The organism is Caulobacter sp. FW305-C-30-S16 (genome assembly GCF_058783025.1).
This window is the reverse complement of record NZ_JBYSYH010000002.1, coordinates 30,509-43,107: the sequence shown is the minus strand read 5'-3', so window position 1 is coordinate 43,107 and position 12,599 is coordinate 30,509. Positions and strand designations below refer to the sequence as shown.

At 68.1% G+C, this 12,599-nt stretch carries 12 protein-coding genes and 1 riboswitch; of the genes, 7 read left to right on the top strand and 5 right to left on the bottom strand.

Annotated features, from left to right (window positions below):
* Positions 1–35: 35 nt before the first annotated feature.
* A riboswitch (yybP-ykoY riboswitch) is annotated at positions 36–163 on the bottom strand.
* Positions 164–194: 31 nt separating this feature from the next.
* Positions 195–1,508 carry an acetyl-CoA hydrolase/transferase family protein gene (locus AC3WJT_RS07160; RefSeq protein WP_492342416.1) on the bottom strand — a complete coding sequence of 438 codons (1,314 nt, stop codon included), beginning with the start codon at positions 1,506–1,508 and terminating at the stop codon, positions 195–197.
* A gap of 274 nt (positions 1,509–1,782) precedes the next feature.
* On the opposite strand from AC3WJT_RS07160, the gene AC3WJT_RS07155 reads away from it, so the two are divergent.
* A complete protein-coding gene (locus AC3WJT_RS07155) occupies positions 1,783–3,651 on the top strand; it encodes a ribonucleoside-diphosphate reductase subunit alpha (RefSeq protein WP_492342415.1) in 1,869 nt (622 codons plus the stop codon).
* A gap of 48 nt (positions 3,652–3,699) precedes the next feature.
* On the opposite strand, the gene AC3WJT_RS07150 is transcribed toward AC3WJT_RS07155, so the two are convergent.
* Positions 3,700–4,383 carry a DJ-1/PfpI family protein gene (locus AC3WJT_RS07150; protein ID WP_492342414.1) on the bottom strand — a complete coding sequence of 228 codons (684 nt, stop codon included), beginning with the start codon at positions 4,381–4,383 and terminating at the stop codon, positions 3,700–3,702.
* A 79-nt stretch (positions 4,384–4,462) separates the two neighbouring features.
* On the opposite strand from AC3WJT_RS07150, the gene AC3WJT_RS07145 reads away from it, so the two are divergent.
* Positions 4,463–5,401: a GlxA family transcriptional regulator gene (locus AC3WJT_RS07145; protein WP_492342413.1), complete on the top strand. Its 939-nt coding sequence runs from the start codon at positions 4,463–4,465 to the stop codon at positions 5,399–5,401.
* 141 nt (positions 5,402–5,542) lie between these two features.
* On the opposite strand, the gene AC3WJT_RS07140 is transcribed toward AC3WJT_RS07145, so the two are convergent.
* Positions 5,543–6,661 carry a glutathione S-transferase family protein gene (locus AC3WJT_RS07140; protein WP_492342412.1) on the bottom strand — a complete coding sequence of 373 codons (1,119 nt, stop codon included), beginning with the start codon at positions 6,659–6,661 and terminating at the stop codon, positions 5,543–5,545.
* 216 nt (positions 6,662–6,877) lie between these two features.
* Entirely contained in the window at positions 6,878–7,537 is a 660-nt protein-coding gene (locus AC3WJT_RS07135; RefSeq protein ID WP_492342411.1) for a glutathione S-transferase family protein, read from the bottom strand.
* Positions 7,538–7,746: 209 nt separating this feature from the next.
* Between AC3WJT_RS07135 and AC3WJT_RS07130 the strand changes: the two genes are divergently transcribed.
* Genes AC3WJT_RS07130 through AC3WJT_RS07120 form a run of 3 tightly spaced genes read left to right on the top strand, consistent with a single transcriptional unit; the run spans position 7,747 to position 10,371 of the window.
* The gene (locus AC3WJT_RS07130) at positions 7,747–8,217 is read left to right on the top strand and encodes a MaoC family dehydratase (protein WP_492342410.1); all 471 of its coding nucleotides are present in this window, start codon (positions 7,747–7,749) and stop codon (positions 8,215–8,217) included.
* 27 nt (positions 8,218–8,244) lie between these two features.
* Entirely contained in the window at positions 8,245–9,516 is a 1,272-nt protein-coding gene (locus tag AC3WJT_RS07125) for an NRAMP family divalent metal transporter (RefSeq protein WP_492342409.1), read from the top strand.
* A gap of 57 nt (positions 9,517–9,573) precedes the next feature.
* Positions 9,574–10,371, top strand: coding sequence for an SDR family oxidoreductase (locus AC3WJT_RS07120; RefSeq protein WP_492342408.1), 798 nt, complete (start codon positions 9,574–9,576; stop codon positions 10,369–10,371).
* On the opposite strand, the gene AC3WJT_RS07115 is transcribed toward AC3WJT_RS07120, so the two are convergent.
* Positions 10,337–11,425 carry a cell wall hydrolase gene (locus AC3WJT_RS07115; RefSeq protein WP_492342407.1) on the bottom strand — a complete coding sequence of 363 codons (1,089 nt, stop codon included), beginning with the start codon at positions 11,423–11,425 and terminating at the stop codon, positions 10,337–10,339. The genes AC3WJT_RS07120 and AC3WJT_RS07115 overlap by 35 nt on opposite strands.
* A 417-nt stretch (positions 11,426–11,842) precedes the next feature.
* Here AC3WJT_RS07115 and AC3WJT_RS07110 point away from each other — a divergent pair, with 417 nt between their 5' ends.
* Together AC3WJT_RS07110 and AC3WJT_RS07105 are read left to right on the top strand one after the other, a co-directional pair.
* Positions 11,843–12,037, top strand: a complete 195-nt coding sequence (locus AC3WJT_RS07110; protein WP_492342406.1) for a hypothetical protein — start codon at positions 11,843–11,845, stop codon at positions 12,035–12,037.
* Between the two features lie 70 nt (positions 12,038–12,107).
* Positions 12,108–12,548: a hypothetical protein gene (locus tag AC3WJT_RS07105; RefSeq protein WP_492342405.1), complete on the top strand. Its 441-nt coding sequence runs from the start codon at positions 12,108–12,110 to the stop codon at positions 12,546–12,548.
* The last annotated feature ends 51 nt before the right edge of the window (positions 12,549–12,599 follow it).

Genomic DNA, 12,599 nt, shown 5'->3' with positions numbered 1-12,599 from the left:
ACAGACCATTGGCGTTCCGCGCTCCGGTCCCGCTCGACCGCACGCGAAAGCCAAAGGTCTCGCCAGGTCCTTTCGGACTGGATGCGCCATGGAACCGCGGCTCCAAGTTTGTTGACGCACCCGCTGCTGGATTCGCAGCCGGCTACTCCCCAGTGACGGGGCGCAGATACGACCCGTGCACATCAAACGCAAGGCTAGAGGCTGCCGTCGGCCTTCGCCGCAGCGGTCAGCTCATCGCGGAATTTCGGATGCGCCAGGCCGATCAGGGCCTTGGCCCGCTCGGACGTCGACAGGCCCTTCAGATCGGCGTGCCCGTACTCCGTGACGACGATGTGGGTGTCGTTGCGCGGCGTGGTCACCGGACCGTCCAGCCGAGTGGTGATCCGCGACAGGGCCCCCTCCTTCGCCGTCGAGTGGCAGGCGATGATCGACCGGCCGCCCTTCGAGGCGTAGGCGCCGCGCACGAAATCCAGCTGCCCGCCCGCCGCACTGAACTGACGGCCCGACAGGTGCTCGGAATTGCAGGCGCCGGACAGGTCGATCTGCAGGGTGGCGTTCACCGACACGACCCGGTCATTGCGCGCGATCACCGCCGGGTCGTTGACGTAGGCCACCGGCCGGCTCTCGACCGCGGCGTTGTCGTCGATGAAATCGTAGAGCGCCTTGTTGCCCAGGGCGAAGGTGAAGATCGACAGGCCCGGGTCGGTGGTCTTGCGGCTGTTGTCGACCGCCCCGGCCTTCATCAGCGCGACCAGCCCCGGCGTCAGCAGCTCGGTGTGGACGCCCAGGCTCCGGTGCTTGTCGAGCGCGGCGCAGACCGCGTCCGGCAGGGCGCCGATGCCCATCTGCAGGCAGGAGCCGTCCTCGACCAGACCGGCGATGATCCGGCCGATGGCGTCATCCTCCGGCGCCGGCGCGCGGTTGGGGTTTTCGAACAGCGGCAGATCGTTCTCGACGATGCCGTCGATCTCGCTGATGTGGATCATGCCGCCCCGGACCCGGGGCATGTGCTTGTTGACCTCGACAATGACCTTGCGCGCGGACCGGGCGACGGCCGAGCCATAGTCGTTGCTGGTTCCCAGACTGAAGTAGCCGTGCCGGTCCATCGGCGAGACCGTGGCGATGAAGGCGTCGATCGGCGCCCGCTCGGTCATCAGCCGCGGCGCCTGGCTGAAGGCGCCGGGCACAAAGGCGATCGTCCGCTTGCCCTCGGCCTCGCCGCGCTCGAGCAGCATCCGCTCTATAGGCCCCAGGAAGAAGCAGTGCGGCCGGATGCGATCCATCAGCTCGTAGCGCAGGACCGTCGCTCCAGCATGCGGCGTCGAGTGGAAATAGAAGAGTTTGACCTCGTCGATCTCGTCCGCTTCGGCCCGCGCGGCGATGGCCGCCAGGATCGCCGGCGGCTCGGCCAGCGCCATGCCGACGGCCACCCGCTGTCCGGACTCTATGCGCGCGGCTGCTTCGGCCGCCGTCAAGCGCCTTTCGGCGTATAAATCCTGCCACGTCATTGTGTTGACCTTGCCATGCGGAGAGCCCCGCGACGAGGGGTCGCGGCAGGTGTCTGAAAAGGTTGTCAAACCCTTGCGGAACGGCGGTCCACGGAGGGCTTCTCAACAGTTTGTTAACGAAAAAATCCCGCCTGAGGCGTTTCTCCCCGTTGACGAGTCATTAGCCCTCGTGGCCCCATATAGTGGGTTCAGGGGGCGCGTCGCCCACAAGATGTAGCGTCTATCGGACGGTGCGTTCGTTCGGGAAACCGCTGTTGATTACGGGTTTAAGGTCATGATGGGCGAAGCGGCACGGCAGATTCCCCTCGGCGAGGCGGCGGGCGATACGGCCTGGCTCGGCGGCGAAAAGCCCCAACTGGCGCTGGTCAGGAAGGTCGAGGTCGACCGCAGTCGCGACGCCCTGCTGACCGATTTCGGCCGCACCACCCTCGAGGACCGTTACCTGCTGGCCGGCGAGTCCTACCAGGACATGTTCGCCCGCGTCGCCACGGCCTTCGCTGACGACGCCGACCACGCCCAGCGCGTCTACGACTACATGAGCAAGCTCTGGTTCATGCCGTCGACGCCGGTCCTGAGCAACGGCGGGGCCAATCGCGGCCTGCCGATCAGCTGCTTCCTCAACGCCGTCGGCGACAGCCTCGACGGCATCGTCGGCACCTGGAACGAGAACGTCTGGCTGGCCGCCAACGGCGGCGGCATCGGCACCTATTGGGGCGGCGTCCGGTCGATCGGCGAGAAGGTCAAGGGCGCCGGCCAGACCAGCGGCATCATCCCCTTCATCCGCGTGATGGACTCCCTGACCCTCGCGATCAGCCAGGGCAGCCTGCGCCGCGGGTCGGCGGCGGTCTATCTGGACATCCACCATCCGGAGATCGACGAGTTCCTCGAGATCCGCAAACCCTCGGGCGACTTCAATCGCAAGTCGCTGAACCTGCACCACGGCATCTCGATCAGCGACGAGTTCATGCACGCCGTGCGGGACGGCACGAAGTTCGGCCTGCGCTCGCCCAAGACCGGCGAAGTGCTGCGCGAGGTCGACGCCCGCGCCCTGTGGCAGAAGGTGCTGGAGCTGCGCCTGCAGACCGGCGAGCCCTACCTGATCTTCTCCGACGCGGTGAACCGCGCCATGCCGAAGCACCAGCAGGAGCTGGGCTTCAAGGTCCGCCAGTCGAACCTCTGCAGCGAGATCATGCTGCACACCGGCAAGGATCATCTGGGCGTCGAGCGGACCGCGGTCTGCTGCCTCTCCAGCGTCAACGCCGAGTCCTTCATGGAATGGCGCGACGAGCCGATGTTCATCGAGGACGTCATGCGCTTCCTCGACAACGTGCTCGAGGACTTCATCAAGCGCGCGCCTGAAGACGCCAAGCACGCCGTCTACGCCGCCATGCGTGAGCGGTCGGTGGGTCTGGGCCTCATGGGCTTCCACAGCTTCCTGCAGGCCCAGAACGTGCCCTTCGAGAGCGCCCTGGCCAAGTCGTGGAACATGCGGCTGTTCAAGCACCTGCGCCGCGAGGCCGACAAGGCCAGCGTCAAGCTGGCCGAGGAAAAGGGCCCCTGCCCCGACGCGGCCGAGCGCGGCGTGATGGAGCGCTTCTCGCACAAGCTGGCCATCGCCCCGACCGCCAGCATCAGCATCATCTGCGGCGGCACCAGCGCCGGCATCGAGCCGATCCCGGCCAACATCTACAGCCACAAGACCCTGTCGGGCACCTTCGCGGTCAAGAACCCCTATCTGGAGCGCCTGCTCGAGACCAAGGGTCAGAACACCGCCGCCACCTGGGACAGCATCCTGGCCAACGAGGGCTCGGTCCAGCACCTGGACTGCCTCAGCCAGGACGAGAAGGACGTCTACAAGACGGCCTTCGAGCTCGACCAGCGCTGGATCGTCGAACTGGCCGCTGACCGTACGCCGGACATCTGCCAGAGCCAGTCGGTGAACCTCTTCATCCCCGGCGACGTCGACAAGTGGGATCTGCACATGCTGCACTGGCAGGCGTGGGAGCGGGGCATGAAGAGTCTCTACTACCTGCGCTCCAAGTCCGTGCAGCGCGCCAGCCACGCCGGCGCCGAAACGCTCGACACCTTCAACCTCGAAGTCGGCGAAAAGACCGACTACGACGAGTGTCTCGCCTGCCAATAGGCTTGCCGGCCGGCGGCGACACGCCGCCGCAACCGACCCGAGGGAAGACTACAGCCTCGCCGCCGCTGTTTCAGCGGCGCCCACCCGCATCTCCCGGGCGCGGGCGTTGAACGCCTGGATGACGGCGAGCACGTGCGGCGGCGCCGTCTCCGGACGCCCCGAATTGAACGGCGGCGCGGGCGCGTACTCCAGCGCCAACTGCAGCCCCTGGGCGAAGTCGTCGCCGGCGATCTCGGCCGCGAGCGTCAGGGCGAAGTCGATCCCGGCCGTGACGCCGCCGCCGGTGACATAGCGGCCGTCCCGAACGACCCTTGCGGGGTCGGGGATCGCCCCGAACAGCGCCAGCTGGTCGCGCCAGGCCCAGTGACAGGCCGCGCGCTTCCCCTTCAGCAGCCCCGCCGCCGCCAGGATCAGCGAGCCGGTGCAGACCGAAGTCACCCAGGTCGCCCCCTCGGCCAGCCGCCGGATCTGCGCCATGAAGGGCTCATGAAGCATGGCCTCGGTCGTGCCGAACCCGCCGGGAATGCAGAGCAGGTCGCAGGCTTCGATGTCCTCGAACTTCGTCAGGCCGGCGAAGGTCAGGCCGTCGGCCTCCATCTGCCCGCCGTCGAGGCAGGCGACCGTCGTCTGCGCGCCGGGCAGGCGGGAGAGGAACTGATGCGGCCCGGTGAAGTCGAGGTGGGTGACTCCGGGATACAGGGCGAAGACAATGCGCAGCGGCTTGTCGGACATGGGCGTGGCTCCGGTTGACGCGACCATACTGCACAGCCTAGCGTCTGGCGGAAATGACATTTATCCCTCGATTTCCGCCATGCGCACGATAGGCGTCCTGATCTTCCCCGATTTCCAGCTGCTCGACGCGGCCGGCCCGATCGGCGCGTTCGAGATCGCCGGACGCTATGTCCCCGGCGCCTATGACATCCGCCTGATCTCGCGGGACGGCGGGCCGGTGGCCAGTTCGTCGGGCGTGACGCTGGACAGCGTGGCCTTCAAGGACGCGGGACGGCTCGATACCCTGCTGGTCTCAGGCGGCGAGGGCACGCGCGGGCCGTCGATCTGCGCCGGCACCCTGACCTTCGTGCAGGCCGCGTCCCGCACCGCCCGCCGCACAACCAGCGTCTGCTCCGGCGCCTATATCCTGGCCCAGGCCGGCCTGCTCGACGGCAAGCGGGCGACGACCCACTGGAACCGCACCGCCGACTTCGCGCGGCGCTATCCGAAGGTGAAGCTGGAGCCGGACCGCATCTGGATCCGCGACGGTGCGATCTGGACCAGCGCCGGGATCACTGCGGGCATCGACCTGGCCCTGGCCCTGATCGCCGAGGATCTGGGCGAGGACATCGCCCGCAAGACCGCCCAGCAGCTGGTCGTCTACCACCGCCGGCCCGGCGGCCAGTCGCAGTTCTCGGCCCTGCTGGAGCTGGAGGCGGGCGGTCGGTTCGACGCCCTGATGACCTGGGCGCGCGAGAACCTGCGCAACCCTCTGACCGTCGAGGAACTGGCCCGCGAGGCCGGCATGAGCGAGCGCAACTTCGCGAGAGCCTTCAGCGCCGCCACCGGCTTCACCCCCGCCAAGGCCATCGAACGCCTGCGCGTCGAAGCGGCCCGGACCCTGCTGGATTCGCAGCCGCTGCAGGTCGACGACGTGGCGCTGGAAACCGGCTTCGGCGACGCGGAGCGGATGCGCCGCGCCTTCATCCGCGCCTTCGGCCAGCCGCCCCAGGCCCTGCGGCGGGCGCGGGCGGCCTAAAAGGGGACATGCACCGAAGGTACGTGTCCCCCAAACCTTGAGCGCCGGTCTGGAGTGTCCCTTCAGGAAGTAGTGGGGACACCTGGCGGCAATCGGCGCCGCTTGTTCGCCCTTCAGCGAAGCGTGCAGGGAGGAACCCGGTCAGAAGAGCCCCGTCTGCCGCCCGGTCGATTCCGGCGACAGGGTCGGAATCGCCTCCCGTTCTCCCGGGGCCAGCTGGAGAGCGTCCCAGCATCCATGAGCCCGAAGGGTCGCCTCCAGGCCGTCAGCGCCGGACGCCAGGGCTTCCGCCAGGGCCAGTTTCAGCCACCCGAGGCAGTTTGCCCGGTAGGCGTTCGCCCGCGACGCCATCGGCAAGCCGCGAAGTTCTATCGACAGGGCCGGCTGTCCCGCGGCGACGGCGGCGGCGTTCGCCGCCATGAACGGCAGGAAGACCTCGCCGATCAGGACCAGCAGGCGCTCTACGCCGGGCCCGACCGGCGTCGCTGGATCACGCCACGCGCCTTCGATCCCTGACGCATCGTCGAGGTCCTGCACCCACTGAAAAGCTCGCACGGCGTCACGGCGCATGATGGCCGACGCGCTGGGATCGATGGCGCATTGGGACAATTGGCCGAAAAGACCGATGTCGCCGATCGAGGGCCGTCCACCGAACAGGAACCGGCTGACCTCCAGTTGCGCCTCGATGGCGGCAAGCACCTCGGGATAGGTCGAGCGCAAAAGGGGCCGGTTGGTCTCGCGGTCTCCCAGCCGGGCCAGGACGCCGGTCTGGCGGGTTCTGAACCGCTCGATCGTCTCGTTGAATTGCACGGCCGGCATCGCGCCGATCCACCCCGCCATCTGACGGCGTGCGCAGAAAGCCTGGTCCACTTCCGCGTCCCAGCGGAAATCGAACATGGGTTGCACCAGCCATTCGTCCGCGAAATCCTCAATCAGCAAGGCCAGAAAGCGGTCGCCCGGATCATCCGGCAGCAGGCTTCTCTGGCCTGCAAGCGACGCCTCAAGGGCGAGGATAACGGGTGTCGAATCCGCCCAGTAACGTCCGTCAGGCAGTTGCAGAACCGGGATCATGCCCTTGCCCGCCGCCTTGAGTTCCCCGCCTTCCCCGAGATACCCGGGGGGAACGATCCAGTCGTGCGCGATACGCCGGTATCGAAGCGCTGCGCGCAGCTTGAGTGAATAGGGTGAGCCAGGGCCGCCCAGGAGCCGAAAGCGGCCCCCGCGACCGTCCACCATGCCCTGCTGCTGTGCGCTCACCATCGCGAGTGCGATCCTTCCCGTTGCGGTGTGACTCGTCTGCTGAGGCCAAGAGAAACCTCATGTGACGATGCTTGTCCAAGATTTGGCGCCACCCCCCGGGACCGGGCGCGCAAGGGTCGTCGCCGGCGGAGCTCGGGCACATGTACCCGCTTGGCTACGTCTCCCCCAATCGGTTCTGCTCGAATAGGGAACACGTACCTGCGGTACATGTCCCCGCTAGTAGTCCGGCCCGCCCGGGAACATGTGCATGTACGGCTGCGCCTCCGCGATCACCCGCTGGAACGACGGCCGCGTCTCCAGCCTGTCGTAGTAGGCCTGCAGCGCCGGACGGTCGCCCCAGGGGTGACAGCGCTGGGCGTAGAACAGCGACGGGCTGGCGCTGACGTCGGCCAGGGAATAGGCCTCGCCGGCCGCCCAGGTGCGGCCGTCGGACAGCGTCGCCTCCAGCCAGCCGTAGGCCTTGTCGAGCAGGGCCCGCGCTTCAGCGACGCCGAACGGGTCCCTGGCGCCTTCCGGACGGATCACCTCGAACACCAGCCGGCCCTGGGGCGTCATGACGTAGTTGTCGAAAAACCGGTCGAGGAAGCGCGCCGTCAGCGCCGCGTCGGGATCGGCCGGGATCAGGCCGGCGCCCGGATAGTGGCGGTCGAGGTATTCGATGATGATGCTCGACTCGACGACCGTCTCGTTCCGCGCCTCGTCGCGCAGCAGCGGCATCTTGCCGATCGGCCAGCGCTGCATGAACTCGACCACCGGCCCGTCCTCTGCGCCGAACTGGATCATCTCGAAGGTGAACGGCGTCCTGAGCTCATAGAGCGGGATCAGCGCCTTCCAGCAGTAGGACGACAGCGGGTGGGCGAAGAGGCGCAGGGTCATGGGCGGGGCCTGGCTAATTTACTAAAGTGATCTCTTTAGTATTAATGGGGCAGCCGGTCAAGGCAAGGGAGTAGGGAGTAGGGAGTAGGGAGTAGGGAGTAGGGAGATGCGGGGCGCTCCACCGCTGTGCAAGGCCACCCCCTTGCTACTCCCTACGCCCTACGCCCTACTCCCTGGCGTCATTCGCAACACTGGCCGCGCCCCACCCCATGCCCCTCCCCTCCGCCTACGCCGCCCTCCGCCTCGTCCCGGCCAAGACGTTCGACGATCTCAAGGTCGGCGACCGCTACCCCCTGCCCTCGCGCACCCTCGGCGACGGCAACTTCGCGGCCTTCCAGGCGGTCAGCCTCGACAACCACCCGATCCACTACGACGCCGAATACTGCCAGGCGCTGGGCCACCCGGGTCCGCTGGCGCACGGGTTGCAGGTGCTGTGCTTCACCGCGGCCGGCGCCGGCCTGTTTCCGCACGAGATCGGCGACGCCCTGCTGGGCATGATCGAGGTGCATGCGAAGGTCCTGAAGAGCGCCTATCCGGGCGACACCCTCTATCCGGCGCTCGAGATTACCGACCTGACGCGCCAGCGGACGACCGGCGTCGTCCGGATGCGGGCCACGGTGACCAACCAGAAGGGCGATCTCGTTCTGGACGGCGAACACGTCTATCTGCTGAGGCTCTAGATCACCCCAGCGCGACCGAGACGCCTCATGGCCGACCCCACGCCCCGTCCCCGCAAGCCCAGCCTGCTGGGCCGTCTCGGTCCGGGGCTGATCACCGGCGCGGCCGACGACGATCCCGGTGGCGTCGCCACCCACTCGCAGGCCGGCGCCGCCTTCGGCTTCAACATGCTCTGGAGCGTGGTGCTGGCCTATCCGCTGCTCGCGGCGATCCAGTCGATCGTCGCGCGGATCGGCCGGGTCACGGGCCATGGCCTGGCCGCCAATGTGAAGCGGGTGTTCCCGGCCTGGCTTCTGGCGATCCTGGTGCTGTCCCTGCTGGTCGCCAACACCATCAACATCGCGGCCGACATCGCCGCGATGGGCGAGGCGGCCGCGCTGGTGATCCCCGGCATGAGCAAGCTGGCCTTCGCCCTGGTGATCGGCATCGGCTGCGTGCTGCTCGAAGTGTTCATGAGCTACAAGCGCTACGTCGGGGTGCTCAAGTGGCTGACGCTGTCGCTGCTGGCCTATGTCGGCGTGGTCTTCACGGTGAAGATTCCGTGGGGCGAGGTGGCGCTGCGCTCGTTCGTGCCCGACATCAGCTTTACACCCGCCTTCCTGACCATGGTGGTGGCGGTCTTCGGCACCACCATCAGCCCGTACATGTTCTTCTGGCAAAGCTCGCAGGAGGTCGAGGACCTCGGGCCAGACCCCGACAAGCGCTCGCTGCTGAACACGCCGGAACTGGCCGATCAGGAGCTCCGTCGGATCCGGTTCGACACCTGGACCGGCATGGCCATGTGCAGCCTGATCGCCTTCTTCATCGTCCTGACCACGACCGTGACCCTGCACACCAACGGGGTGACTGAAATCGCCAGTGCGGCGCAGGCGGCGCAGGCGCTCCGCCCGATCGCCGGCGAGCTGGCCTTCTGGCTGTTCAGCCTCGGGATCATCGGCACGGGCCTGCTGGCCGTGCCCGTGCTGGCCGGCTCCGCCGCCTACGCCATCTCCGAGTCCTTCGGCTGGCCGATGGGCCTCGACCGCAAGCTGGGTCAGGCGCCGGGCTTCTACGGGATCATCGCGGCGGCCACGCTCGGCGGGATCGCCCTCACCTTCGCCGACATCAACCCGATCAAGGCGCTGTTCTGGAGCGCCGTGCTGAACGGTCTGGTCGCCGTGCCGATCATGGTCGTGGCGATGGTGCTGGCCTCGCGCAAATCCGTGATGGGGCCCTTCGTGATCGGCCGAACACTCAAGGTTCTCGGCTGGATCGCGACGGGCGTCATGGCGGCGGCCGGGATAGGCATGTTCCTGGCTTGACCACCGTTGGGGCAACGGGATTTGCTGCTCGCCAACGAGAAAACGGGAGACGGAACCATGGGCGCCGACGGTCGCAAGAGCATCTTCATCACCGGCGCCGCCAGCGGTATCGGTCTGGCCACGGCCAAGCGCTTCGCACGGGAAGGCTGGTTCGTCGGCCTGGCCGACATCGACGCCACGGGCCTGAAGCTGGCGCAGGGCGAAATCGGCGCCGGAAACTGCAGCACCCACAAGCTCGACGTCCGTGACCGCGCCGCCTGGCAGAAGGAAATCGCCGCCTTCGGCAAGGCGACCGGCGGACGGCTCGACGCCCTGCTGAACAACGCGGGCATCGCCAACTACGGCTTCTTCGAAGACCAGACGGACGACGAGATCGACCGCCAGATCGACATCAACATCAGGGGCGTCTCGAATGGAGCGCGCGCGGGTCTCGAACTGCTGAAGGCGACGCCGGGATCAACCCTGATCAACGTCGCCTCCTGCGCGGGCCTGTTCGGCGCGCCGAAGATGGCGATGTACTGCGCGACCAAGTTCGCCGTGCGGGGCCTGTCCGAAGCCCTCGACATCGAGTTCACGCGCCACGGCGTCGCCGTTCGCTGCATCATGCCCTGGTTCGTCGACACCCCGATCCTGCAGGCGGGCTCGGCGGGATCGAACGAGAACATCACCGACGCGATCCGCGCCGGCGGCTCGGAGGTCTACACCGTCGAGGAGGCCGCCGACGTGATCTGGCGCTCGCTGCAGTCCAGCGAGGTCCATTGCATCGTCGGCAAGGCGGGCAAGCAGATGCGCTTCGCCACCCGCTTCATGCCGGGTTCGCTCAGGAAGCGGATGAAGGCGTCGATGCCGGCTTGACGGAGGCCTCGGTCGACGGGTCGTGGCGCGGCGCGGAGGCCGGCTCAGCCGGCTTGCCGGCCGGACCGCCGATGGCCCGGTCCTGAATCGTGACCTCGGTCGGCGCCTGGGCGGTGGCGGCGATGAACACAGCCTCGCTGGACGGCGCGAGCGTCGTGTACGGCACGGGACCGGCCGGGCCGGCGCCCATGCTGGCGTAGACCGGACGATCCCCGGACTCCGGACCTGACCGGTCCGGCGCGCGATCAAAGGCGCCCGGCGCGCCGCCGCGACCGCCGAAGCGGTAGAAGATGTGCAGACCGACCTGCCCGACGCGGATCAGACGCGGACCCCAGCCCGGCGAGACGTTGATGGTGTGGAAGTGGGTCGCGTTGCCGACCTCGGTCATCACCCCGCCCGACAGGGCGCGCGCGGCGACCCGCTCGGCGCGGGTCCAGGCGCCGGGTTCGCGGCGCTTCCGCATCGAGCCGTCGCAGGCGAAGCTGAACTGGCAGGTCCCGCCGCCGTAGGCGCCCTGGAACACCACGCCGCAGACCGTCTTGGGGAAGGCCGGGTGCCGCGCGCGGTTCAGAACCACCTGGGCCACGGCCGCCTGGCCGGCCGGCGTCTCGCCGCGGGCTTCGAAATAGACCGCCTGGGTCAGGCACTCGAGATCACGGGAATCGTCCAGCGCGCCATTGAGGCGGAACGGCTCGGCCGCGGGATTGAACGGTCCGCCGAAGCTGGCGCGCAGCAGCAGGCCTTCGGGCGCGGGGCGCGTCGGCGCGCGGCGCTCGAGACGGGCGGCGAACAGGGCCGCCTGGCGGTCCCGCTGGGCGCCGCCGGCGCTGGTGAAGGGATCGTGGCGCTGGGCCACAGCCATGGCCGCAGGATCCATCCCGTCGACCATGCGTTCCAGAGAGGCGTCGGAGTAGCTGCCCGAGACAACGTCCGCGATCTGCGAGACGCGCTGGTGCTGGTCGGCGGCCTGGGCCATGCCGCCAAGAAGGTACGCACCGCCGACGATGGCGCCGCAGGCCGAGCCCACGAGCGTTCCAGTCAAAGCGACGCTCATCAGCGCGCGCACGGGTGCCCGCGTCTGGGAATTGAATGACAAGAGTTTCGTGTCCTGTGCGACGAGGGCGGATCGCCCCCCGACAATCTCACCTTGTCAGCCCGGTTTTCTGTCCGGAGCGGCCTGACAAAGTGGGGATTCGACCGGTTCACGAAATGGCCGAAATCCGACTTGTGGACGGCCTTATGACCCAAAGCGCCACGATTCGCAAGAGAATGCTGCAATGCAGCATTATTCTCCTGGAAGGTGATCCGGGACCTGCTTGAGGTTCTCTTGAGATTCAACAGGTTGTGCAGAGTCGTGCCGACCGTTGCGATGCGACGAATTCTCGCGGTGCGGACGGTGCGGAACCGCCTCTTCCTGCGTTCGTTGAACGGCTACAGGCCCGATGCCGGGCGTTCTGACGAGGCTGCTGCCATGCGTATCCGTTCCACCGCCACCCTGGCCCTGATCGCCTTCGCCGGCGCCGGTCTCGCCGCCTGCGGACACAACATGGAACAGCGCGTCGCGACCGGTGCGATCGCCGGCGCCGTGGTCGCCGGTCCCCCGGGCGCGGTCGTCGGCGCAGCCACCGGCGCGGTCATCAACGAGGCCGACAAGCCCAAGCGCTGATCGACGGCGTTGCCAGCCGGGCGATCCGGAGTCACCCTCCCCGTCAATCCGCTTCAAAGGGGAGACGAGGATGAGAAACCCGGTCCGACTCCTGATCGCCGCCGGCCTGTCGCTCGGGCTCTCGGCGCCCGCCCTCGCCGGCGACCTGCTCTATCCGGGCGGGCCCTTGCTGACCGAGGGCGTGGCCGGGAAGCCCTACTGGGCGATCCAGGCCCGCTGCGCCGGCCTCTACGGCGCCACCAGCAACTACTACGCCGGGAAGGGTGACGCCGACGAAGCCGAGGCCGCCAAGGCCCTCGGGGTCACCTTCTTCCGCCAGGCCATCGATCGCGTAATGCAGGACCGGGGCGTTGCGCGCGCCGCCGCGATCGAGGCGTTGAGCCCGGCGGTCGTCGCCGGGCGCAGTGAGGCCCTCTCCGCGCTCGCGTCCGGAGGCGATGGACCCCAGTCGTCGTGGAACTTCGCCCGCAGCGTCTGCCTGGATGTCCGCGACGCCTACGCCGGCCTGTAGTCGCGCCTTGACGACGGCGCGCGCAGGGGCCTGACTGCCCGCTCGGTCGCC

What these genes read in the sequence shown, in the direction of transcription:
- AC3WJT_RS07160 (WP_492342416.1), bottom strand. Translation starts at nt 1,508, where the DNA reads ATGACGTGGCAGGATTTATACGCCGAAAGGCGCTTGACGGCGGCCGAA.
- AC3WJT_RS07155 (WP_492342415.1), top strand. Translation starts at nt 1,783, where the DNA reads ATGATGGGCGAAGCGGCACGGCAGATTCCCCTCGGCGAGGCGGCGGGC.
- AC3WJT_RS07150 (WP_492342414.1), bottom strand. Translation starts at nt 4,383, where the DNA reads ATGTCCGACAAGCCGCTGCGCATTGTCTTCGCCCTGTATCCCGGAGTC.
- AC3WJT_RS07145 (WP_492342413.1), top strand. Translation starts at nt 4,463, where the DNA reads ATGCGCACGATAGGCGTCCTGATCTTCCCCGATTTCCAGCTGCTCGAC.
- AC3WJT_RS07140 (WP_492342412.1), bottom strand. Translation starts at nt 6,661, where the DNA reads ATGGTGAGCGCACAGCAGCAGGGCATGGTGGACGGTCGCGGGGGCCGC.
- AC3WJT_RS07135 (WP_492342411.1), bottom strand. Translation starts at nt 7,537, where the DNA reads ATGACCCTGCGCCTCTTCGCCCACCCGCTGTCGTCCTACTGCTGGAAG.
- AC3WJT_RS07130 (WP_492342410.1), top strand. Translation starts at nt 7,747, where the DNA reads ATGCCCCTCCCCTCCGCCTACGCCGCCCTCCGCCTCGTCCCGGCCAAG.
- AC3WJT_RS07125 (WP_492342409.1), top strand. Translation starts at nt 8,245, where the DNA reads ATGGCCGACCCCACGCCCCGTCCCCGCAAGCCCAGCCTGCTGGGCCGT.
- AC3WJT_RS07120 (WP_492342408.1), top strand. Translation starts at nt 9,574, where the DNA reads ATGGGCGCCGACGGTCGCAAGAGCATCTTCATCACCGGCGCCGCCAGC.
- AC3WJT_RS07115 (WP_492342407.1), bottom strand. Translation starts at nt 11,425, where the DNA reads ATGAGCGTCGCTTTGACTGGAACGCTCGTGGGCTCGGCCTGCGGCGCC.
- AC3WJT_RS07110 (WP_492342406.1), top strand. Translation starts at nt 11,843, where the DNA reads ATGCGTATCCGTTCCACCGCCACCCTGGCCCTGATCGCCTTCGCCGGC.
- AC3WJT_RS07105 (WP_492342405.1), top strand. Translation starts at nt 12,108, where the DNA reads ATGAGAAACCCGGTCCGACTCCTGATCGCCGCCGGCCTGTCGCTCGGG.